Consider the following 22212-nt stretch of genomic DNA (forward strand, 5'->3'; position numbering starts at 1 on the left):
CTGCTTTATCTGCTGATTGAGCACAAGAGCTACCCTGACAGGATGACGCTGTTCCAGCTGTTGCGCTATATGGTGCGAATCTGGGAACAGTATTGCGCAGGAAACCCGAAGAGCAAAACGCTGCCGCTGCTGTATCCGATGATTTTGTACCACGGTGGACGGGCTTGGCCATATCCCCTGAATTTTCACTCGCTCTTCAGTATACAGGATCAGGTTTTGTTGCAACATCTGCCGGAGTTCTCACCTGTGCTGCACGACGTGGCCCGAAGCGATGACCAGGAAATCAGCGGTGAAACTGCTGCCCGGACTCTGCTGCTCCTGCTCAAATACATTTTCCGCCCCGACCTGGTGGAACGACTGCCGGATCTGCTGGTTCAGGCGAAGACACTGCTGACTGATGAAAACGGTCGCGAAATCATGTTTACTTTGCTGTACTATCTCACTGAAGGTACAGACAAGGTGGATGAAAAAACACTGCGTACAGCCCTTGACCAGGCTGTTCCAGGAGGTGACACCATGAAATCATTTCTGAAAAAATATTTTGATCAGGGACGGCAGGAAGGGCGGCTTGAAGGAGAAATCCGATTGTTGCTCCGGCAGTTGCGGAGACGTTTTGGCGAACTGCCCGGCTGGGCCGAAGAACGACTGGGGCGGGCCTCTTCCGCAATGCTGGAAACCTGGTCGGAACGGGTACTGACAGCTTCCAGTTTGGAGGAGGTTTTTTCAGAGCAGTCGTAGGATGCGGTTTCCGCATCAGGACAGGTGGTACGCATGGCGCACTTTACCTAAGCATCATTGGCCAGAGAAACCCTGGTTGGCTGAGGTAACTGTCAGGAGGGTCAAGCGAAGAAGATACGTCGGGATAAAACACAGTATAAGACAAGGAATGCGTGCGTTGAGTAAGCCCCAGCTTATCATGTTTTTTTATTTTACCCACTGGAAAAGCAATAATGAAGGGACAAGAAACTTCTCTGAAATCCGAAAGGATTGAAGTTTGCGAAACAGGGGGGCAGCCAGTTCTGTCATCTCTTGCGAAGAACGATAGATAGCCTTTGAGGTGGTGAATTCGGTCAGTTTGAGGATAATAGCATCATAGCGATTATTTGTGCAGGCCTGAGAAAGCAAGAGCTGACCACCTGGTTTGAGCATCATAGCCATTCTTTCCAAAGCAGCTTTCCCATCAGGGAAATAGGGAAAAGAATGGCTGCACACGATCAGGTCAAAGAATTCCTGATCAGGCATAACACCCATGACATCACTTTGGAAAAAGTCTGCCTGGGGAAATTTTTGCAAAGCCTGCTCCAGCATAGCGCCAGAGGAATCAACACCAAGATAGTAAAACCGCTCCTTGCCCAGCTGCTGGATCAAATCCCCGTATAACTGGCCTGTTCCGCAGCCCATGTCCAGTATTTTTAATTGAGAAACCTCCTTGGCTCCCTTATCAGAAGTGTCAGAGAATGCAGGCAGGTGCCTCAGCGCTAAGATTTTTTCACAGACCAAGGCCCGTGTGGGCTGAAGAGAAACCCGTTGGAGCCAGAGACGGTCATAGAATTTTGCCCAGAAATCCCAGATTTCTTGTTTTTTCATGATGTTCTTCCAAGTTTTAATGCAGTGCTCAAGAAATGTTGGCGCAATGTTTGGTTTCGCCAGAGCAATTTTGCATGCAGCCACCAGATTCTGCTCATAAAACCCAGGCGGCTGAGATGCTGAGGCGGCAGCACCAAGTGGAGCAGATCCCATTTCCGGCAATCTTTGGTCAGAAGTTGGTCTGCCAGGGCAGGATACTCTTCTGTGCCGGGAAAGGGAGAAAAGACCGAGATGGTATAGGTGTTCAGACCAGTCTTGGTAATCCATTGATCCAGTTTGCGAAAATCAACAGCTCTTGCCTGTTGATCCATGATAAATAAGCCCACACAGCCTATGCCCTGCTGGCGGAGCAGGCGTACGCAGTCTTGGTTCTGTTCTGCGTTGACCTGCTTATTAAACTCTTTAAGGCCGTGATCGTCAATAGCCTCTAAACCGATAATCACTTCAATAACCCCGATTTCCTTGAGCAGGGGCAGAATTTCAGGGTGTTTGCAGATAAAATCTGCCCGTGCGTAGATGATGAATTTTTTTTGTATACCCTGTTTTTGTAATGCAGGAGCAAAAGAGCGCAGGCGTTGGCTATCCAGAAGAAATGTATCATCAATCAGCCAGATAAGCGAGCAATTAATTGTTTTGATTTCCTCAACAACTTCCACAATCTTTCGTGCTTGATAGACGCCATTATTGAGCAGGCGGCAATAGCAAAAAGAGCAACTATAAGGGCAACCAAAGCCGGTTTTGACCAGGGCGGCAGGTCCGTGATAGAGCCAGGAAAAACGCTGTTTATGGGCATGGAAATAACTGCGGTCTGGTTGGGGGAGTTTGTGGGGATCAAAGCTGGCCTTGGAATTCTCCTGCCATTGTCCTTGCTCATCCTGCCAGCTTATGCCAGTAAGATTAGCCCAGTTTGCTCGTTTGCAGGCAAGGATTTCCTGAAAAGTAAAGACCCCGCCGGAATGAACAATCAGGTCAATTTCAGGTTGCTGAAAATCTTCCTGATTTAGTTCTGCATGAACCCCGCCAATAATAATCACCGCTTCTGGTTGGAGCGAACGGATGGTCCGGGCAGCGAGCAGCATCTGGTCACGGGCTGGATAATAACCGGTAATGGCAACCAGGTCTGGTTGATATTCTTTGCATGCCCGACGCAACGAGCCATCAAACTGTCCATCCCAGATTTGATACTCATGGCCTTGGTCAAGCACTGCCCTGGCCAGATACTCCAGCTCCAACGGTTCTGTTCTGATAGATCCAAAACGGCTCATGCCGGTGTGATACTTAGGCCGGATAAGGAGGATGCGGGCCGGTTCGTTTGATGATCTACTTGAAAACATGCCGGTCAGCCAGCGGAGCTGTGTAGCTGAGTAGGTTGATTCCTTTGCGGATAAGCAGGTTGAATAGAGGATGAGCATGGCGGGCGTAAAGAGAGCGGCGGTGAAGGGTGCAGCCCAGCCTGGTTTTCACGTCCTCAGCAGTCTGGCCGAGGTTGACCCGATCTGCTCCCAGCTCCATTCCGCTCCTGACCACATGAAGGAGCATATTGATATAGGTTTGGTATTGCTGATTCAGTTCATATGCCAGTCCTCCAAAGAGAAAGATCTGCTCTTGATTCCCCTGATTGTTGAGCATGGTTTGGGTAAAGCCGAGCAGCTTATCTCCTGCGGAAAAAAACGAGATGGTGGCTGGAAAATCCTGGAAAAAACTCAGGGGCAATTTTTCCAACTTAAAGTCTGAACGCTCATAAACCTGCTCATAAAGACGGTAGAGCCTGCTATCAAACTCCTTATTGTTGGTCAGTGCTGTGGTTTTAACCTGTTCAAAACGTTTCATTGAGGATCGGAGTTTATAGCGATAATGACTGCGCATTTTGCCCAGATAGGACGAAAAATCAAGACCTCGGATATCCAGCTCGCAGTTGGGCAAGGTGAGTCCCTGGGCACAGGTCGGTGCAAGGGGCAGGGCAGGCTCTTTTTCATTGAGGATGAGCAGGGCTCCTGGAATTTGTTTCAGGGTTTGACGAAAGGGCTTGATATCCTGCTGTTGAATGTGCATGCCAGGCCAGGAAACAGAACAGGGCAGGCCGATAATGGTCACTGGAAGGCGCAGGCTGCCTTTTCCATAGGTGAAAATATCCAGGCGGTGCTGATAGCTGAGAAAAAGAGAAACTCTCTTCTCTTTTTCCAGAAGATAATAGCGTTGCCCACAGGGATTGGCCTGCTCCAAAATTCTGAGCCGGGTGCGGCAGAGAAAGGGGTTATCTCGGCATCCCTCATCCCAGGATGGAGGCAGGTCATGGGCTGTGGAGAATTTTACAAAAGTTGATTCGTTCATGCCACTCATTAGAGAGCAAAGGTGAAGACTGAATAGCTTGGCCCAGGTTCTGGGTTCCATCGCTTACAAATATTTCTTGATTTGGAATTTTCCGAAAAAATCCAGCCAGACTCGCATTCCTGGAAACGATGCCGGGTCAACTCAAAACAGGCATGGAAAAGACCAAGGATAACTGAACTTCCTTGAAATTTGGGGAGCACCCCGATTTCCACGATCTTAAAACGTTTGATAGGGCGACGCAGTATTTTATATTTGAGCAGGGCCTGGATGCCCAGTTCCTGACCTGGGCCAATAAGTTCGTTGAAATCAGGGTACCAGAGCAGGAAGCCCACAGGGGTCGCACCGTGCTCAGCTATGAGGAGGTTTTCTTCTTTCAGGAACCAGCGAAAGGGATGAAAAAGTTCATAGTCCTCATCATCATAACGATGAAAATAGAGGGGGTGGTCAGCAAAACACTCATTATTGAGCCGGGTGTAGATACTGATTTCTTGTTGAAGGCGGGAAAAATCAGCCTTGCGGAAGTTAAAGCGTTGCTTGGTACGTTCCAGGAGTCTCTTTTCCTGCTGAGCAACAAAGGTGGACATGGGGTAGCGATAGGAGATAAGTTGCTGTTCACTAAAGCCCAGGGTTCGAAAATAGTCTATATAATAGGGAGGGGTATAGGCGGAACCAAAGCAGGGCATTTCGTCAAAGCTATCAGCAAGAAACCCTAACCCGTAGTTCACATGACCGTTCATACTCACCAGCAGGCTTGTTGCTCCCCATTGGCGGGCAAGAGAGGAGGCCTTCTCAACCAGGGCCTGAACAGCTGACCGGGCCTTGGGCAGGGCCTCAAAAAAACTGAGCTGGACCTGATCAGGTAAGCCTTCAGCCTGGAGAAGCAGGGCTGAGGCCAGGAGATTGCCGTCATCACCCTTAACCATAACGGCCTGTTGTTGTGTGCGCTTTGCAAAGGCCCCCTTGGGATTATTGATAATGGTCAGGATACTGCTCAGGGAATCACGAAAACAGGGATTGTCCGCATAGACGCGGGCTGTAATTGCCCTGTATTCAGCAGGAGGCAGGTTGTTGCTACAGGTTATCTGCATGACACATCCTAATGTTTAACTTTATGATCCTGCACCCCTGCATAGCATGTTTTGAACAGGCCGTCAATTTTTTACTTTCTGTGCAGACGTTCTGGGCTCATGCTGGGCCGGGTTAAAAAGTTACTTTTCTCTTGGCCTTCAGCTTTAAAAATCTCCGGTATATTTTTTGTTTTCGCGATTCAATCGCATATTGCGAACAAGATAATCAAGCTTTGACTCTATCGGAATTGCTTGCGGATACTTACTTATAAACTCCGCCGCAACCTCCTCCCTGGTAAAACTGAGAACCAGTTCATACTTCGCCCGTATCCCGCGCTCTTTTTGATTGGCTTGGTTGATATCAAAGCCCAGGCCGGAAATGCCAAAATTATTCGTTTCTAGAGGGTAATCACGGAAAAAAGAAAGCCTTCTCAAAAACTTGTTTATTACGGTCATACCGATTATTCCAGAGAAGAGGGACAGGAAAAATACCACAAAGGGCAGAATGAGATATTTTGCATATGAGGGAAATTGCCATTCTTGGAGAAGAGGCCAGTCAAAAATAAGTGCTGCAATATATAGGGCTGTGGAGAGCAGTGTAAAACCAGCAAGAAGTGAGAACTCAATATATTCAAAATGACGAAGCCTGTGGGTTTGGCGCAGATGTTTTGCGCAGAGCGGGGCTGAAAATTGGAGATGACCGTTCTTGTACATTCCGTCTTTGTCCTTCAATCGTTCTGTTACAGTGACTATTCCGGCCTTGCCTCGGTTGCGGCCCACCCATCGTTCGAGTTTGTAGTCTCTGTGGTAGGTCCAGGTGTCAGCAGCTGGTTCGCCGCAGCAGATACAATCTCCTTCAAGGGAGAAAACATCCTTTGTGTTGGATAAGGGATGGCGGATGATTGCAGCGACTTTCATGGTGTGATTTTCTCCATCAATACTCGGACTCAAACCGGGGATGCACCCACAGAAATTCCCGGCGTTTGTTCAGCACCTTTTTCAGCCCGCCAAAGCCGGGGTCTTTTTCTTTGAGCAAGACATGCAGTTGTCGTAGCACCGCACCTTCAGCCCGCATTGCGGATTCCTGCGGTAAATCGCTTGAATCATCTTCCCCCAGCCAGCCTCCGACATCCTTGCCGCCTTTCAACGTAGCATCAAAGCAATCTTTACCGAAACGAAGCTGTTCGTCAATCGCCTTGTAGGTCGGATCATCCAATGCTAACTTGACGCCGGAAAATGCTGCCGGCAGGATAAGGCTCAAAGTAGTGGTCAAGGTTTTAAGAAAAGGAGCGGCACTGACGACCCACTCACGGAGAAAATCCAACTCATAGATGCCCTGTTTCTTTTTCTCGTCAAAGACAAACAGGGGCAGGCGGGAATGTTCGCACCAGAGAATCAGGCGGAACTTTTGGCTGGTCCATTTGGGCTTGTCAAGAAAACCGGGATCAACTGGTACAAGGCTGAACAGGCGCGGCCCTTCCTTGGCCTCATCCGTGAAGGTCTGGAACAGATCGTTGAAGCAGGCATCCACCTGACTGAAGAGTTTTTTCTGGTCTGCGTCAAGATTGTTGATCCCCTCAAGCAGGAGATGCCGTTGGTCACGCATCTCTGCAAAGAGTCTTTCCAGCAGCGCATTGGTCAGGAGCTGTGCATCGGCAATAGGGGAAACAGCAGGGGCATTCCGCAACAGGGTGTCGATGTCCTGCCATTCATTGCAGACCGGACAGGGGTATTCTGGACGTTTTTTCCGTTTGCTGGCAATGAGCTTTTCCACATTGAAGAGCCCGGTTCCGGGTGCATTCCTGCCGCAGGGTTCCACACAGGGCACCATGACATTGCAGCGTAATCCTTCCCAGAAGCTCTCCACCAAGTACCTGACCTCGCCAGTGAGCATGGCAAGAAAGCGTTCAGGATACGGGGCACGGACCGTGATATGGACATCATTGCCCTTATGCTCCAGCAGGGCGCGACCGTTATAGCTGTCATCAAGAAGGAGACCTCGCTGCCAGTGGATGCTGTGCCGATGGTCGTTGCGGCCCAGAGAGTATTTATGGAGGCGGACGATGAGTTGATAAAAGAGTCCTGTGGCATCAGCGGACTGACCTTTTTCATCCACGATGCAACAGATTTGTTTCTGCTGAATATCACCTGCTGCCGCTTGCCCCGGCCATTGCTGCGCTAACGCATCTTCCGGTCGGGTGTCGTCCACTAACTGGGCGATCAGGCTCAAGGGATCGGTCTCATTTTCCGCAAAGGGTTCCGCCACCCGATAGGAGAGATCAAAACGTTCCATCAGGCGAAGAAAAATTCGGTGCAACGCTTCCGGGTATTGCATTTCCTCTGGGCGGGTCGGATCATTCCATAACGCACTGAGGTGGGAGAAGCGCACCAAGCCGTGGTTTCGCCGCGTCTCCTCATCATCCAGGACAAAGCTGATGGCCGTGGCCAGCCAATCCGGTTTCAGGACCACCATGTCCCGCAGGATCGGGTCGTGCTCGTAATAGATGAGATGACCGAGGCAATGGGAGATGGTGAGAAAGAGGCGGGCCACCTCGTCGTCCATGTTGCGGTCACTGCAAACGGTGAGCACTTGCTCCAGGGGCAGGAAGGGTTTGCCGATGTCCTTCAGAGCCTGCCGAACTTCCTGAAAACTCTTGGGCACGGTGCGGCCCATTTCCGGGAGGGTGACAGCGACCTCGGCAATGGCCTGTTTGAGATCCTCAATACCCCGGCGTTTGCCGTCGTTGTCCGGTTTGCTCTCCACCGTGAGAAAATCCAGCACGGTGTCCTTACCGAACAGATCTCGAAGCTCCTGACGGTCGATGTCAGGCTGACGCTGCTGCGGTCCGCCATGAGTGGCGATCACCAGAATCTTCGCCTCAGGCTCCCGGTGCTTGATGAGCTGAATCCATTCTTTGACAAAGTTTTGTTTCCAGCCTTCACGGGGTTTCCAGACCACCAGATAGACTGCCGGGGCACTGAAAAAGAGCTGGTGGGTCGGGCGGTAGACCCGTTGACCACCGAAGTCCCAGGCATTAAGTGCTATCTCTTTGCTGCTCTTTTGCTCGGTAACTTGTACGGGTTTGATCTCTATGCCGTGGGTGGTGTCGTGCTTCTGCCAGGGATTATCGAGCAAGGCATCCAGCAGACAGGTTTTACCCACCTCGCCTTCACCGATGAGGATGAGTTTAGCTTCGTTGAGGGTGATCGGAGCAGCGTCTTTGGCGCAGAGGTAGGCTTTGAGGGCATCAAGGCCTTGAGCGTAGGAGATTGCGAGTTCAGAGTTAAGTGGATTGTTATCAAGCCAGATTATCTCCAACTGCTCAAGTTGAGCTATAGACGAAGGCAGCTCATTAATTTGATTATTGAAAAGATCAAGTCGTTGTAACTGGTTGAGCTTTCCAATTGTTTCCGGAACTGTTGTCAATTTATTAAAACCAAGAAATAATATCCTTAAGTTTTTGAAACAGCCTATCCATTGTGGCAATTTGTCCAGTTGATTCCTTCGGAGACTCAGTTTTTGTAGTTCAGAGAGTTTAATCAACCACTCTGGTAAAACATTCAAACGGTTATCGGCAAGATCAAACACCCTTAACTGTCTTAACTCTCCTAGTTGTTCCGGTAGAGCCTTCAACTGATTTTTTTGGAGATTCAATACTTGCAATTTGTTGAATTCGTTTATCCATTCTGGCAATTTTCTCAGTTTATTATCGGAAAGATCAAGTAACCTTATCTGCTTAAGATGGGGTAGAGAGTCTGGAAGAACCGTTAAACGATTATTGGAAAGGTTGAGTGATTGCAATTGGGGGAGTAATTTAATCGCAGCTGGCAGTTTGTTAAGCCTCATACTGCTAAGATCAAGCTTTTTCTTCCCTGTCCTCCACGCAACTTCGATCTTTTTTGTAGCCTCATAATACGCTTCATCCCGCGCCATGCTGCCCACCTTCCCCTTTTCCTTTACACCCGCCTCTTCCACCAACCCTACCCCAAAAACAACCTGCGAATCATCCTGACCAAGTTGCTCAACATCTATTGCCTTGTTTCACTCATCCCACAACAGCTTTTACACATCTGAATGCTCCATGCAAACGTATGAAAGCTCTCAACACACGTTGCAATGCTCTTGCGCAACGTATAAACGCTCCATTCAAACATGTAAATGCTCCTGACAAACCTGTGAACACTCCAAACAAACGAGTAAACGCTCTGTTCAAACGTATGAATGCTTCGTTCAGACATATAAATACTCCTGACAAACGAGTGAATGCTCTGTTCAAACATATAAAAGCTGTCAACATATGTTTGTTTGCTCTGTTCAAACATCTGAATACTTCTGTGCAACGTATAAATACTCCGTTCAGGCGTTGAAATGCTCTTGATAAACAGGCGTATCTATGAGTGAGGGGGAGCCAGTTTTTTGTGCCCGGCTCAATAATATTTCAGGCCACGCAACAGAAACCGCTCTTCAATCTCAGCGGGCTGAAAAAACTGCCGGGTAAACCCTTTGATATACTCAATACTGAATTCCTTACACGAGTAGACATCCAGACTGATGAAATTACTTACTGTCAGGGTGTGGAGAGAAATCCCTGATTCCACCAGGGGCACCCAGCCAGACAACCCTTCCTTACCAGCAAAGTCATTAGGAGTCCTGAAAACATAGGGTTGGGTCTGCTTGTTTGCCCCAACGATTTCCACTAACTCATCAAGAAATCTGTAGCAGGCATCAATATCATCCAGATGCTCAGGGCTGCATTGGTAGCAGTCCAGCATGAGATGAAAACCAAAGGCTCGTTGTTTTTCGTGTTCTGTAAATGCCATGTCCTTCTCTCTGGTCTTACTCGCTTTGGGCCGGGCTGAAAAAGGTCTGGAGCACTTTGTAGAGATACCAGCAATCGGTGCAGGCGGCTGTTTCACGGATGGAATGCATGGCCAGGGAGGGCACTCCCACATCCACGGTCTCAACTCCGATCTTTGCAGCAGTCAGTGGGCCAATGGTGGAGCCGCAGCCCATATCGTTGCGCACCACAAATTCCTGAACAGGAACATCTGCCTGCTGACAGAGTTGGCGAAAACGGGCCGCTGTTTCGGCATTGCTGGCATAGCGCTGATTGGCATTGACCTTGATGACCGGTCCCTTATTCATCAGGGGCTGGTGCTGGGGCTCATGTTTTTCCGTGAAATTGGGGTGCAGGGCATGGGCATTATCTGCGGAGATGAGCAGGGAGTTGCGGAGCATGGCCTGTCGTTGTCCAGGCTCAGGCAGGAGGCGTTCCAGAATATCACGGAGAAAGGAACCTTGGGCACCGGCAAGGGAGCTACTGCCCACCTCTTCGTGATCATTGAGGATGATCATGCAGTTTTGTGTTGTTTCCTTGGCATCAGCAGTTAACAGGGCCTGAAGCGCTGCAAAGCAGGATATTTGATTGTCCAGCCGGGCCCCGCTGATAAATTGCCTTTCCAGGCCTATCAGGGCAGGGGGAGCAGCATCGTAAAAATAGAGTTCATGATCACTGATAGTGATATCTTCGGGCAGGGAGTACTGACGACCCAGCTGCTCAGTCAGGATTGCATGAAAATCCGCTTTCTCATCAATCAGGGCAAGTAAGGTCACCATGTCCTTTTGCCGGTTGACTTCCTGCTGGTTATTGGCCTCGCTGTTCAGGTGAATGGCCAGATTGGGGATAATGGCAATGGATCGCTTGAAATCAAGGAGGCTGGAATGAAGCTCCGTTGATCCGGTTTCGTGCCAGAGAACCCGGCCAGCAAGAGAGAGTTCCCGGTCAAACCAGGGCCTGAGCAGGGCACCGCCGTAGATCTCGACCCCGAGTTGAAAGCAGTTCTGGTTATGGAGAACCGGGTTGGGCTTGACTTTGAGGCCTGGGCTGTCGGTATGGGCACCCACCATTTCAATGGACTGTGCGCCCTCCTGCCAGATAAAGGCAATCAGGCTGGACTCGTTGCGCAGGACAAAATATTTGCCTGTGGGCAGCTCTTGCCAGGCTTCTCGTTCATCAAGCTGCTGAAAGCCGTTTTTTTGCAGGAGATCTCTTGCAGAGGCAACAGCATGAAAGGCTGTGGGCGAGGCTGTGATAAAGTCAGCCAGTTCCGGGGCGTATTGTTTTTCTGCTATCATTGAATAGAAAGATTGTTTGGGAGGTTTGATGGGGTTTTCCTGCATGCTGCTGACAGGGTGCATTTTTTTTCTTGCATCTCTGCTTAGCATGTTTTTTTCTGGCCGTCAATTTTCTCGGAGCGGAGTCGCTTGTTATGTTCATGGAGATTAGGCCGGGAAGGCAGCTAATTTTCCTGACACTGACCATCAGGACCGTACTATGAAGGAGCGTGTACAAAAGAGATTACGATCATTATGATGAGGGGAGCATCCGGGTAATTGGCCGGGTCTTCAGAGAGCAGCTTGATGGTGTGGAAGCCCGGTTCGCCCGGCACCTCGGCATAGACATCGGTAAAGGTGCCGCCCCGGTCTATGGAGAAGTGGAATTTTTTTGAGACATAGTTAGTTCACAAGAAAATCAGAGTGTTGGCTTTTCAAATGGTTCGTCGTTCCAACAAGTCATTGTATGATTCCGACAGCTTTTTGTGGTACGGCATTCCGATAGAAATTCCAGTAAGCCATCCCAAGAAAATTTCAGATACAAACAAGTCATTATGTTTCATTTTTCGATAGATTAACCCGATGAGACTGCTTGGCTCTTCCTGACGACCTGAAGAAAAGCATTTAAACGCTTCCCCCATAATCCGTTTCACTTTTCTGTCATCTGTACATTTATCAATTACTGCATCAAGAAAGATGCTGAGAACGGTACTGTTTGAAAAAATATCAGCCGAAGGCCCGCCAATCATTTTAAGCAACGTTGACACTTCTCTTGTTATTTCAAAATTATCTTTGCGGGCCTGATACATCAGACAACCTGCTTCAAGGGCGATATAATTGTGTCCGCTCAACGCCAGTTTGTTGACAGCTTCGTAGTAATTATCTGAAGGTAACAGCCCTTTTTCTTTTGCGATTATCAGTACTGGCTGCAACCATACGCAGGAAATGTTAAAGGTGGTTGCGCCCCAGGCTCTAAGGCCATAATCCTCAGAGAGAAGTAAAAGGTTGTTTCCGTCGGCAGCAATGACAGGATCACAGACATCTTTGCCAAACATATCAATTATCTTTCTTATTTCATGATTGAAATCTTTTTTAGGTAGAGCTGGGATTGTCCGTATCTTTCTCGCCCATTCGATTTCTTTTGCACGATCAGCTGCTGCTCTTTCAATATCTTCATCAGAAAATTCTGTGAGAACTAATCTGTTTTCTTGCCAAGAGAGAAAACCTTTTTGTTTTCCAGAAACCTGATTGAATTCAGCATTCCGAAGTGAAAAGAGGTCAATGATTGATTGTGTCGTGCTGATAGGCCCGCATACAGCTTCAACAGCTTGCTCAATGCCCAAACGTCGTACTAATGACAAAGTTATGGCATCAAGAACGCAGCCTCCTTGCTTATTTTGTTGTATAGTTTGAAATGCAATATTTCGTTCAAGCCAGTTTCCTCGACATGTACGAAAAGGTATGCCAAATTCTGAAAGTCCTGCACAAGAATCTATTGGGTCTTTTCCAGTATATTCAGCTATGAATGCAAGGGGAATAGTGCTCGTTTGATATATATCTAAAATTTTCTGATCATATTCTGCCCGTGCCTTCACGATAGCCCGCATTTCTTCGAAGGGATCGGATGAACTGAAATCAAATGTGAATTTTTGCAGATCATACTCACGGGGGAAACGATCATTAAATTGATCCATTGAGCGATGACATGCGTCAAGATATATGGGCTTAATCCATTTTATTTCAGTTGGCTTGGAACCGATTCGTTCCTGTAGCTCAATTTTTTCTCCTGCCTTTTTCCCCATCAAAAGTAAGGCAAGGTCATCTGTAGGAGTTAGCCGCTCGTCCTGGAAGAATGTATACTTGTTGGTTTCAATCCGATATATTCGTTCCTGTCCTTCACTCGAAAGACAAATTGCCGTATTCTCGGCAACAGAAGTTGCTTCCAACATTGCCCTTGCGATGATATCACTGTTGAAAAGCATCAAGCCTTGATAGGCAAGGTGTGCTTTTGGCTTATCCCAATTGTTCATCAATATGGAATAACCGTAGGTTAATCCTCTCTCTGCATCGTCGTAATGGATGATGATTGAAGCAAGTTGAATACGTTGTTCCGGAGTGCCGCGCAAGGAGTCTAAGTCAAGACGACCCAGCAAGCGTCGTATATCGTTATCGCGTCCAAGTCCCTGCCAAATGCTTAACCTGGCAAGGATCATCTGGATGTCGTTCGGGAATATTTTGAGATAACGTGCAACTTTTTGATCAGCGGAGGTGTCGCCGGTATTTAATGAAAGAAATGCATCGGCTTTTAAAAACCAATCTTTTTCATGAAGAGATTCAGGTATGCTGTCCAACAGTTCACGGGCTATAACTAATCTATTTGAATTTATAGCGGAGGTGATCAAGAAGTGAAGTCCCTCACTTTCCCGGTTGGTATCAATATGATCTTTCAGTAAATCAACAACAATGTTATATTCACCTAATTGTTTTGCTTCAAAACTTAAACAGAACCGTGGAGATAAATCTGTCTGTTCATCAACTAATGCAAGGGCTTCTTCAAGAGCAGTATTTGCTCGCTCAATATCACCGATGAAACGATAGGTATTAATCTGCAAGGCTTTCAGAAATAAGCTCTTTGGTTTTTCAGTAAGTTGTTGATTGATTATGTTTATTGCGAGTTCTTTTTCTCCTTGCCCTATATATGCATGAATGCGGACATTAAGTAGTTCAATTACAGCACTATCCGGTAATCTTTTTTCGTCAATAGCTTCAATTATATTTAACGCTTCAGAATGCTGTCCTTCATCTTCTAACACTTTAGCACAAATCACTATTGCTTCAGGGTCTGTTGAACATTCCGAAAGCAGAGACAAAACTTCTTTTGGCTCATTCTCTGAAAAGGCGATTATTGCCCGCTGGAGTTTCAGATACTCCTCTGACGGATTTTGTTGTATTGCGTAATCAAGGAGTTCTTTTGCCTTTGACAGCTCGCCTGAAAATCTAAGTGCCAGCGCAGCATTATTCGCAATCTGCGGAGGTAATGCTAAATTATTATCTACAGCTTGCTTGGCTTCAGCGTAAAGAATATCAACAGCCCAGTCTTTATCCTGCAACGTAACATTTCCCTGTACCCCTCCTACAATGATATTAGAACCAGAGTTAACAAGCTCATCAAGGATGGCTTCTGCCTTGAATAACTTCAGGAATTGAGAGTCGGGGTATTTCTCTAATGCTGCGTTTGCTGTATCCCTCCAGGATGAGTCGTTTCTATTCCGTAGAAAATGTACATGCGCAATTTGTACCTCTTCGGTACTCAGCAGTTGTTCAGGTAATAGCGTGAGAGGGTCATGACAGGTGCTATCTTCGGTTAAAGAAGAAATGAGGATACTTGCTGCACTTGTGTTGCTACAGTCATCTTTTAAAATTTTTAATGCAAGAGCAGCAGCGTCCTTGTAGCGTTTTGTGAGCAGTAATCCATAGGCTTTATTTGTTCGTGCTTTTTTGTGCTGAGGACATTCGTTGTAAGCATCTAAAAGAAGATTCCCAGTTTCTTCATATTCGCCTAGTTTTCGTTTTGCGGAAGCGATACCGACTAAAATTCTGTAACGTTCAGAGGATGAAGCATCGGCCCATTCATTTTTTTTGAGCTGTATAAGTTCGTCAAGGGCTATAGCCACCTTATTATCGTCTATGAGTTTTTGCAGAAGAGTTATTTGTCCATGACGAGGCGTATTTTCATCAGTTTCATTTAACGTTCTTTCGGAGGGAATGGAGGGCAGCGTTTTTTCACCCCTCTGGAGAATAAGCATTCGCTTTATCTCCTCCACAGAGGAAGATAATTCAGTTATTTTTTTCGAGTTTGACTCAGCGAATGGGTTCCAGGTGGGATCAAAAGCGTTCCATGCTTCTTTGTGTTCTGCTGCATGTTCTTCAATGTCTTCCCATCCCCAAACTGATACTGGAAAGGAATGGGTAGTTTCTGCCAACTCCTTCGTTATAATCCGTGCCTCTGTTTGAATTTTCTGATCACGAGGAGCTGTTGTAATTAGAATGAATTCAGCAAGTTTTGGCTCGAACGTTTTTGCTTTTTCCACCTCTTCCCGGAGTTCCTTTTCGGAAACATTATCTTCTTGTTTTTTTTTGCATTGAACCCCAACGAGTTGCTTAACATCTCTGTTTCTGTAACCATAAACATCGACACCTGCCTGTGGTTGGCCTGACCTGCCATTTTGCTGGGTGGTAGGGTCGCTTAGTATACATTTAAACAGAACACGGGTGTGGCTTTCAAAATCCTGCCAGTTTTTGGGTTTTGGCAAAGATGTGCTTGATAAAGTCATTAGAAAATTTTAAGAGAAAACAGGTTGAATAATGCTATTTATCTAGGGATGCTGGTTGTTACCAGAACATAAATTTCCCGTATGTTCATCATGAATATTGCTATGCATAAAAAGGAGGGTGAGCACCAAAATATCCATTATTTCCTATGGTGTCAATGTATCCGACGAGGGCGAGTAAGGTTGCTTGTTGATTGCGAAAGGTTAGGGGGAGAAAAAGGATGTTTGCTGCATCGAATAATGTACGTTATAATGTTAAGTATAACGTACATAATAAAGCGCAAAGGACGGCACTATGCAACGATTACGAGTAGATCAGGATATCCGGCCCATGTCGGAATTCAGAACAGGAATTGCTTCATTTTTTAAACAAGTTCAGGAGACAAAACGGCCTCTGGTTATTACACAACATGGTAAGGGAGCGGCTGTGCTGCTTGACGTGGGAGAATTTGAAGCCATGCAGGAGAAGCTGGAATTGCTCCAGGATATTCAGATATCTGTCAGTCAGATTAATAATGGTGAAGGTGTCTCCCATGAGGATGCACAGGATTTGATAGTACAGAGAATATCCAAATGAAAATTATCTGGTCTCCTTTAGCGATTGATAGAGCAGCTGAAATCGCACAATATATTTTTTCAGATAATCCGACAGCGGCTCAGAACTGGATAGGTACAGTCTTTGCGGAAGTAGAGCTGCTGAAATCTTCACCAAAGATCGGGAGGATCGTGCCGGAGATTACTCAGGAGGATTTCCGAGAAATTATTTTGGGTAACTATCGTATTATCTATCGGATTGAGAAGAAGAGCATTTCCATCCTCACCATACGGCATGGAAAACAGATATTGCCTGTTGAGGAGTTGTCACCATCAGATAAGTTGCATTGATCTCAGTTTTTCTTGATAATGAATTTCAAACAGCATGAGATACAAACACATCTACCTTTCCCCGCATTACGACGACGCAGCCCTGTCTTGCGGCGGTTCCATCCACATGCAGGCAAAGCAGCAGGAACCGGTTGCAGTCATCACTGTCTTTGCCGGTGCGCCTGACCTGCCGAACGCGGCTCTGTCCAAGCTGGCACAGGCAGTGCATAAGTACGTTACAATGGTAAGGTATAGAGGCAGTTACCAATAAAGAATTATTTAAAAAACTGCAACAAAGCATGCAAGGTAGTCAAGGGATGGGGCGGGCAGCCGGGAATGTACAGATCCACTGGAAGCAGGCTGTTCAGATCACCAATAATATCCTTGCTGCCGTAAAAAGGGCCACCTGAAATGGCGCAGGCACCAGAGGCGATCACGACCTTGGGCTCGGGAACCGCCTCCCAGGTGGTTAACACGGCCTGACGCATATTTTTGGAAACCGGCCCAGTAACATGGATTCCGTCAGCATGGCGGGGTGAGGCCACGAACTGGATACCAAAGCGGGACAGGTCGAAAAAGGGCGTGTTTAACACATTGGTGTCTGCCTCGCAGGCGTTGCATCCACCAGCGGAAATCTGGCGCAGCTGGAGCGAACGACCAAAGAGCTTTTTAAAATGCTGCTTAGAGTGCTGGGCCAGGGCAGGCAGACTGCCGTGGGTGAGCAGTTCGTTACGGGCCGCAGTGCCCATCTCAAAGCTGGGTGTAAATTTGGCAAACTTGCCCTCTGAGACGGTCTCGCAGAGACCGCAGAACACGCATTTGCCCAGATCAATTTGACAGGTTGCTTCATCAATGGCCTCCTGCGGGCAGGCTTCAGCGCATTGCCGGACCACATCAACATCGCAGTTCATATCAATCATGGGCCGCCCCCGAAACCGTTTGTACAGGTTGATCGGTTCTTCAGGGTATTTGGTGGTGCGATGCCCTTGCTCAAATCTGTTTTTAATGATTTTTAACATAAAAATACCTTTGTAAGGGCACGGCGTGCCGTGCCCCTACGTATCAAAGCGTGAGGTTATTGTCTTTGGAAATCTCCTACAGGTCAAAGCCGCAGTAGGAGAGATTAAAACTCTTATTGCACAGCGGAAAGTCTGAAATTCCCTGATCACGGAGCGCCAGAGCCAGCCCAGTCCAGTTGTGAAAGGAAGGGTCTTTGACTTTATAGCGGAGAATATCCCCTTGTTCGTCCGTGAGAATACAATGGGAGGCCTCACCACGCCAGGCCTCGTTCACCGTGACCACAAAGGAGTCTGGAGCCAGCTGGATATCCTGGGGCGTATATTTATTCGCCTCTGTGCTTCGGGCCAGCAGGGTATGGATCAGGTCAAAGGAATGCATGATTTCTTCCCGGCGAACTGCGGCTCTGGACCCCACATCTCCTTGGGTTTTGTTGTTGGTATTGGCAGGCAGATCAGCATAACATTCTGTGGGAAAACTGACCCTGGCATCATAAGGCAGTCCACAGGCCCTGCCTGCATACCCTACCATGCCAAGCTGTTCAGCGTTTTCCTGGCTCACCGTACCTGTATGATCAAAACGGGTACGAACGCTGGGCGTGGAAAAGATCAGGTCGTTCACATGTTCGACTTCCGGGGTGAGTTCATCCATTTTTTCCTGAATGAGTTTTCGTTGCTCTTCCCCCATGATCTTGGTCACTCCACCAGGACGAACCAGGCCCCGGCCAAAACGGTTGCCCCCAAGGATCTGGCTGAGGTTCAGGTACTCCCCTCTGATCCGACCAAAATAGGCTGCTGGTGGTCCAAAGGCAACATCCAGGCTAAGGGCACCAAGATCGCCTATATGGTTGGCAACACGCTCCAGCTCTAAAGCTATGGTGCGCACGATTTTGCTTCCTTCATCGACCTCAAGATCAGCCAGGGCCTCAATGCCCTGGGCCATGCAGAGGCCGTGGCCAATACTGGTGTCTCCGGCAATGGTTTCACCAAGAATGGGCAAACGCTTCATGGGGACAGTTTGCAGCAGATGCTCCACCCCGCGATGCTGGTAGCCCAGCTGGATTTCCAGGTGAAAGACCCGCTCGCCAAAGCATTGGAAACGGAAATGGCCGGGTTCGATAATGCCAGCATGGACCGGGCCTACAGCCACCTCATGCACACCTTTGCCTTCCACCGTAAAGTAGGGGTAATTCCCTGGAATATCTTCACGGTAATTATTGCCAAAGGCATCAGCCTTACCTGTGCAGTTCTGGTGATAGCGCACCATCTTCCACCAGGGATGGCCTTTGGCCTTGATGCCGTACTGTTCGCCAATTTCCCGCTCAAACATGTGAAATTTTTCCGTGACTGCTGTGAGGGAATCAAAGCTGTCCGGGGCATCACAACCGGTAACATAGAGATTGTCATTGCGGAGCACGGCAAGCAACTTGAGGGAGTCGCTGTCTTTACTCTCTTGATAGGCAAAGAACTGTACCACCTGCCCTCCGGCTTCGGTGAAATCAAGCAGTTCTTTGCGGAATTCATTCAAGGAAAGATGAGGAAGAGCTGAACGATTGACCCGCTCACCGTTTTGTATATGCAGAAGCTTATCCATTGATGCTGCCTCCTACTGTGGCTATTGCTGAAAGAATGGTTTCATACAGGCTGTCAGGCAACCAGAGACAAAGGACAAATGAGGTGAGAAGTAAGGCATAGGAAGGCAAGACCCGAATCAATTTTTCCTCAACAAGGATGTCATCGGTAAATTTGCCAAAGCTCATTTTCATCACCAATCTGGAGGCCCCGGCAAAGATAAAAATCAAGGCCAGGATAAAGATGAGAGCTGGCAAAGTCCGACCCTGTTGAAAGGCACCCATAATAATCAAGACCTCGCTGATAAAGATACCAAAAGGAGGAAAACCGGATATCCCGGCAAAACCAGCAAAAAAGGCGGTAAAGGTCTTTGGAAAGAGCTTGGCCATATTACCTGTTTTCTCAATGAGTTTACTGCCATATCCCAGCAGAATATTACCTGCTGATAAAAACAGGGAGGATTTAATCAACGAATGATGGATAAGGTGGAGCATTGCTCCATAGGTTGCAAGACCGCCAACCCCTACACCAAAGGCGATAATGCCCATGTTTTCAATACTGGAATAGGCCAGCATTCGTTTATAACCGGTTTGATCAAAGATAAAAATCGCTGCAATGATCATGGAGAGCAGGCCGAAACTCATCAGGATATTGCCGGAAAAATCCCCAAGACCAGCCTGATGGAGCAGTTGGTGGCCGCGATAGACACCAAGAAAGGCACAGTTGAGCAAGGCCCCGGAAAGCAGGGCTGATGCCGGGCTGGGGGCCTCACTATGCGCATCCGGCAACCAGGTATGCATGGGAGCCAGTCCCATCTTGGTACCGTAGCCGATAATCAAAAAGATGAAACCTGCCTTGAGCCAGGTTGGGTCCAGCTGCTCTGCAACCTGTCCCAGTGAGCTAAAGGTGATGGGTACATCAACTCCGCCCAGGTCCATTGACAGGACAATGAGAAAACAGCCCAGCAGGGCAAGGGCAATTCCAACAGAGCAGATCATAACGTATTTCCAGGTTGCTTCAAGGGCAGTTCTGGAGCGATGGAGAAAGATGAGCGGAGCACTCATCAGGGTGGTGGCCTCTATAGCGATCCACAGCACCACCAGATGATCAGCCAGGGCAACCATAGACATGCTGGAGAGAAAGAGCATGGTGCAGCCCAGGTAAATGGGTTCACTGGAGATTTCAGTTTCTTGCAAATACGAGACTGCATAGATGCTGATAAAGAAAAAGATAAACGAGGTGACCAGCAGGATGAGCAGTCCCTCGGGCGTGGCTGTAAAATACCGGGACATACAGGGGCCTGTTCCATTGATAATCGTTGCAATACTGAGCAGGAGATGAATCAACCCGGTGGCGATCATGATTTTTCGTCCTAACTGAACCGGGACGAACATGATCAGGCCGCCAGCCAGTAAGGGTATGAGAATGGTGAGTTCCAACATTGTGTCGTTCCTTGTAACTTTTTTTCAAAGGTGTGCCCTTACAGATTCTGATCAACAGAAAATTCTGCTCAACCGATCAACCTTTGAGACGGTGAAAGAGCGAGCGATTGCTGTCCAGATCATGGAGGCTGTCCAGTTCATCGGTATCCACACCGTCATAGGTGGAGTTGATATTATGGAGCACAACCCCCATAATCATGATAGCGACCAGGATATCCAGCAGAACACCAAATTCCACCACATACTGGGTATGGGTCTGCTTGGCCAGGGCACTGCCCATGAGATAGATTCCGTTTTCCATCATCAGGTAACCAATGACCTGGGTAATGGCTTTTTTGCGACTCATAATGAGAAAGAGGCCAGCTGCCAGGGTGGACATGGCTGTGATGAGTAAGAGCACCTCTTTATCATGCAGGTTGATCTGAAAGCGGTGAGCAATAAGGGCAGATATCAAAATAAAAAGCAGGCCGGCAAAGGTGGAGGCATGGTAACCGATAATCGGCTCAATCTCTCTGCGCATCTTAACTTTTTTCAAAGCCATAAAGAGAAACCAGGGGATCAGAGCACCCTTGATGATCACCATGGCCTGAAAGATCAGGAGATTGCCAGCCCCGATTTTCCCGTGATGCTCCTGAATAAGCAGTGTCAGGGGAATTAAAGAAACAATGATCCCCTGAAAGGTCATAATCTTGACCAGAGAGACCAAACGGTTTGACCCCAGTGAAAGCAGCACAGATAAGAGGGTCAGAGCAAGCAGAATACTGGTTATTTGTGTCATTGGGCAAATTCCATCGTGAAAATAATGACAAAGAACACCAGGGCAAAGGAGTTCAGGATAAAATTAGGCACCAGGTTCATTTTATATCGAGCTGTGATGGACTCAACAACGCCGATAGAAACAGAGATAAGGGCGACCACTCCGTAGAACAGGGTGGTGTTGACCAGCCAGCTGTCAAATCCGGGAATCCAGAGCAATGAGGCAAGAAAGGAACAATAAAAAAGGAGCTTGCACCAGGCTCCTGTCTCAATCAGGGCCAGATCCGGGCCACTATGATCCAGGATCATGACTTCATGAATCATGGTCAGCTCCAGATGGGTGGCAGGATCATCCACCGGCACTCTGGAGTTTTCAGTCAGCATGACAATGTACAGGGCCACAGCAGCAATCAACACAGCTGCACCATAGCCACCGCTTAATGAAACAGAACTTTGGCCGACAAAAAAACCAGCAAAGCTGAGGCTGCCACTGATCTTGAAAAAGAGAAACAGGATAGTAAACAATGTGGGTTCAGCAAGACTGGAAAAAAAGGCTTCCCTGGCTGCTCCCATGCCCTCAAAGGGCGAGGCCGTGTCCAAGGCTGCCAGAATGGTAAAGAAACGACCCAGCCCCATCAGGTAAAGCAGGATAATCACATCGCCGTGAAAAGAAAACAAAGGTTGGATTCCGGCAAAAGGGAAAAAGAGGAGCAGCATCAGGCCGGAAGCAGCAGAGATAATCGGCCCGAGCTGAAAGATAAAACTGGTGCTGGTACTGTACACAGAGCTTTTTCGCATAAGCTTGTGCAGGGTATAGTAGTTAATAAACAGGGGCGGTCCTTGTTTGCCGCCAAACCATGCCTTGACCTTTTGGATCACTGCCGGGAACAGGGGCGCGATCAGCAGGGCGCAAAAGAAGGAAAGTACAGAATCCATTGATGACCTCAATTACCTCAAATATTCGTATTTCTGCGCGGGTAACCGTTCACCCCCCCCTCATTCCACACAAAAAAAGATTGGACAAAAAAAGAAGATCACGATAGTTTAAGGGTCACAACGTTTTTTACGAGATCTATCCACGTTCTGAGTTCGCATGCACCTATCCAGAGAAGAGTTGCGAAAAATAGATAA

18 protein-coding genes and 1 pseudogene are annotated in these 22212 nt (G+C 47.8%); 4 read left to right on the forward strand and 15 right to left on the reverse strand.

Annotated elements, in window-relative coordinates; genetic code table 11:
- On the forward strand, positions 1 to 738 hold a 738-nt coding region (locus tag L2082_RS11275), incomplete at its 5' end, for an Rpn family recombination-promoting nuclease/putative transposase (RefSeq protein WP_446011753.1).
- A 186-nt stretch (positions 739 to 924) separates the two neighbouring features.
- Here L2082_RS11275 and L2082_RS11280 read toward each other — a convergent pair.
- The 10 genes and pseudogenes from L2082_RS11280 to L2082_RS11325 form a co-directional block, all read right to left on the reverse strand.
- Positions 925 to 1587 carry a class I SAM-dependent DNA methyltransferase gene (locus L2082_RS11280; RefSeq protein ID WP_446010944.1) on the reverse strand — a complete coding sequence of 221 codons (663 nt, stop codon included), beginning with the start codon at positions 1585 to 1587 and terminating at the stop codon, positions 925 to 927.
- Positions 1584 to 2921 (reverse strand): B12-binding domain-containing radical SAM protein, encoded by a 1338-nt coding sequence (locus tag L2082_RS11285; protein ID WP_446010945.1) that lies wholly within the window; start codon positions 2919 to 2921, stop codon positions 1584 to 1586. The genes L2082_RS11280 and L2082_RS11285 overlap by 4 nt, the downstream gene beginning before the upstream one ends.
- Entirely contained in the window at positions 2908 to 3918 is a 1011-nt protein-coding gene (locus L2082_RS11290; protein ID WP_446010946.1) for a GNAT family N-acetyltransferase, read from the reverse strand. Before L2082_RS11290 ends, L2082_RS11285 begins: the two co-directional genes overlap by 14 nt.
- 8 nt (positions 3919 to 3926) lie before the next feature.
- Positions 3927 to 5006, reverse strand: coding sequence for a hypothetical protein (locus L2082_RS11295; protein WP_446011754.1), 1080 nt, complete (start codon positions 5004 to 5006; stop codon positions 3927 to 3929).
- A 144-nt stretch (positions 5007 to 5150) separates the two neighbouring features.
- On the reverse strand, positions 5151 to 5903 hold the full coding sequence (locus tag L2082_RS11300) for a hypothetical protein (protein WP_446010013.1): 753 nt from the start codon (positions 5901 to 5903) through the stop codon (positions 5151 to 5153).
- 16 nt (positions 5904 to 5919) lie between these two features.
- Positions 5920 to 8919 carry a COR domain-containing protein gene (locus L2082_RS11305; protein WP_446010012.1) on the reverse strand — a complete coding sequence of 1000 codons (3000 nt, stop codon included), beginning with the start codon at positions 8917 to 8919 and terminating at the stop codon, positions 5920 to 5922.
- 494 nt (positions 8920 to 9413) lie between these two features.
- Positions 9414 to 9806: an S-adenosylmethionine decarboxylase gene (gene speD / locus L2082_RS11310; protein ID WP_446010011.1), complete on the reverse strand. Its 393-nt coding sequence runs from the start codon at positions 9804 to 9806 to the stop codon at positions 9414 to 9416.
- A 16-nt stretch (positions 9807 to 9822) separates the two neighbouring features.
- Entirely contained in the window at positions 9823 to 11121 is a 1299-nt protein-coding gene (locus tag L2082_RS11315) for a M18 family aminopeptidase (RefSeq protein WP_446010010.1), read from the reverse strand.
- Between the two features lie 242 nt (positions 11122 to 11363).
- Positions 11364 to 11474 (reverse strand): annotated as a pseudogene (locus L2082_RS11320) (hypothetical protein); the annotation flags it as partial.
- Between the two features lie 60 nt (positions 11475 to 11534).
- On the reverse strand, positions 11535 to 15413 hold the full coding sequence (locus L2082_RS11325) for a PIN domain-containing protein (RefSeq protein ID WP_446011755.1): 3879 nt from the start codon (positions 15411 to 15413) through the stop codon (positions 11535 to 11537).
- Positions 15414 to 15726: 313 nt separating this feature from the next.
- Here L2082_RS11325 and L2082_RS11330 point away from each other — a divergent pair, with 313 nt between their 5' ends.
- Genes L2082_RS11330 through L2082_RS11340 form a run of 3 tightly spaced genes read left to right on the forward strand, consistent with a single transcriptional unit; the run spans position 15727 to position 16566 of the window.
- On the forward strand, positions 15727 to 16008 hold the full coding sequence (locus L2082_RS11330; RefSeq protein WP_446010687.1) for a type II toxin-antitoxin system Phd/YefM family antitoxin: 282 nt from the start codon (positions 15727 to 15729) through the stop codon (positions 16006 to 16008).
- Positions 16005 to 16316: a type II toxin-antitoxin system RelE/ParE family toxin gene (locus tag L2082_RS11335; RefSeq protein WP_446010686.1), complete on the forward strand. Its 312-nt coding sequence runs from the start codon at positions 16005 to 16007 to the stop codon at positions 16314 to 16316. The genes L2082_RS11330 and L2082_RS11335 overlap by 4 nt, the downstream gene beginning before the upstream one ends.
- A gap of 34 nt (positions 16317 to 16350) precedes the next feature.
- The gene (locus tag L2082_RS11340) at positions 16351 to 16566 is read left to right on the forward strand and encodes a PIG-L family deacetylase (protein WP_446010685.1); all 216 of its coding nucleotides are present in this window, start codon (positions 16351 to 16353) and stop codon (positions 16564 to 16566) included.
- A gap of 4 nt (positions 16567 to 16570) precedes the next feature.
- On the opposite strand, the gene L2082_RS11345 is transcribed toward L2082_RS11340, so the two are convergent.
- From L2082_RS11345 to L2082_RS11365, 5 genes are all read right to left on the reverse strand, one after another.
- Positions 16571 to 17314 (reverse strand): NADH-quinone oxidoreductase subunit B family protein, encoded by a 744-nt coding sequence (locus L2082_RS11345; protein WP_446010684.1) that lies wholly within the window; start codon positions 17312 to 17314, stop codon positions 16571 to 16573.
- 76 nt (positions 17315 to 17390) lie between these two features.
- Positions 17391 to 18905, reverse strand: a complete 1515-nt coding sequence (locus L2082_RS11350; RefSeq protein WP_446011756.1) for a hydrogenase large subunit — start codon at positions 18903 to 18905, stop codon at positions 17391 to 17393.
- On the reverse strand, positions 18898 to 20325 hold the full coding sequence (locus L2082_RS11355) for a proton-conducting transporter transmembrane domain-containing protein (protein ID WP_446010902.1): 1428 nt from the start codon (positions 20323 to 20325) through the stop codon (positions 18898 to 18900). The genes L2082_RS11350 and L2082_RS11355 overlap by 8 nt, the downstream gene beginning before the upstream one ends.
- Before the next feature lie 76 nt (positions 20326 to 20401).
- On the reverse strand, positions 20402 to 21103 hold the full coding sequence (locus L2082_RS11360; protein WP_446010903.1) for an NADH-quinone oxidoreductase subunit K: 702 nt from the start codon (positions 21101 to 21103) through the stop codon (positions 20402 to 20404).
- Positions 21100 to 22017, reverse strand: a complete 918-nt coding sequence (locus L2082_RS11365; RefSeq protein ID WP_446010904.1) for a respiratory chain complex I subunit 1 family protein — start codon at positions 22015 to 22017, stop codon at positions 21100 to 21102. Before L2082_RS11365 ends, L2082_RS11360 begins: the two co-directional genes overlap by 4 nt.
- Between the last annotated feature and the right edge of the window lie 195 nt (positions 22018 to 22212).

This window comes from Candidatus Electrothrix sp. (assembly GCF_052785085.1).

What these genes read in the sequence shown, in the direction of transcription:
- L2082_RS11305 (WP_446010012.1), bottom strand. Translation starts at nt 8,919, where the DNA reads ATGGCGCGGGATGAAGCGTATTATGAGGCTACAAAAAAGATCGAAGTT.
- speD (WP_446010011.1), bottom strand. Translation starts at nt 9,806, where the DNA reads ATGGCATTTACAGAACACGAAAAACAACGAGCCTTTGGTTTTCATCTC.
- L2082_RS11355 (WP_446010902.1), bottom strand. Translation starts at nt 20,325, where the DNA reads ATGTTGGAACTCACCATTCTCATACCCTTACTGGCTGGCGGCCTGATC.
- L2082_RS11365 (WP_446010904.1), bottom strand. Translation starts at nt 22,017, where the DNA reads ATGGATTCTGTACTTTCCTTCTTTTGCGCCCTGCTGATCGCGCCCCTG.
- L2082_RS11340 (WP_446010685.1), top strand. Translation starts at nt 16,351, where the DNA reads ATGAGATACAAACACATCTACCTTTCCCCGCATTACGACGACGCAGCC.
- L2082_RS11360 (WP_446010903.1), bottom strand. Translation starts at nt 21,103, where the DNA reads ATGACACAAATAACCAGTATTCTGCTTGCTCTGACCCTCTTATCTGTG.
- L2082_RS11285 (WP_446010945.1), bottom strand. Translation starts at nt 2,921, where the DNA reads ATGTTTTCAAGTAGATCATCAAACGAACCGGCCCGCATCCTCCTTATC.
- L2082_RS11350 (WP_446011756.1), bottom strand. Translation starts at nt 18,905, where the DNA reads ATGGATAAGCTTCTGCATATACAAAACGGTGAGCGGGTCAATCGTTCA.
- L2082_RS11315 (WP_446010010.1), bottom strand. Translation starts at nt 11,121, where the DNA reads ATGATAGCAGAAAAACAATACGCCCCGGAACTGGCTGACTTTATCACA.
- L2082_RS11280 (WP_446010944.1), bottom strand. Translation starts at nt 1,587, where the DNA reads ATGAAAAAACAAGAAATCTGGGATTTCTGGGCAAAATTCTATGACCGT.
- L2082_RS11330 (WP_446010687.1), top strand. Translation starts at nt 15,727, where the DNA reads ATGCAACGATTACGAGTAGATCAGGATATCCGGCCCATGTCGGAATTC.
- L2082_RS11300 (WP_446010013.1), bottom strand. Translation starts at nt 5,903, where the DNA reads ATGAAAGTCGCTGCAATCATCCGCCATCCCTTATCCAACACAAAGGAT.
- L2082_RS11290 (WP_446010946.1), bottom strand. Translation starts at nt 3,918, where the DNA reads ATGAACGAATCAACTTTTGTAAAATTCTCCACAGCCCATGACCTGCCT.
- L2082_RS11295 (WP_446011754.1), bottom strand. Translation starts at nt 5,006, where the DNA reads ATGCAGATAACCTGTAGCAACAACCTGCCTCCTGCTGAATACAGGGCA.
- L2082_RS11345 (WP_446010684.1), bottom strand. Translation starts at nt 17,314, where the DNA reads ATGTTAAAAATCATTAAAAACAGATTTGAGCAAGGGCATCGCACCACC.
- L2082_RS11335 (WP_446010686.1), top strand. Translation starts at nt 16,005, where the DNA reads ATGAAAATTATCTGGTCTCCTTTAGCGATTGATAGAGCAGCTGAAATC.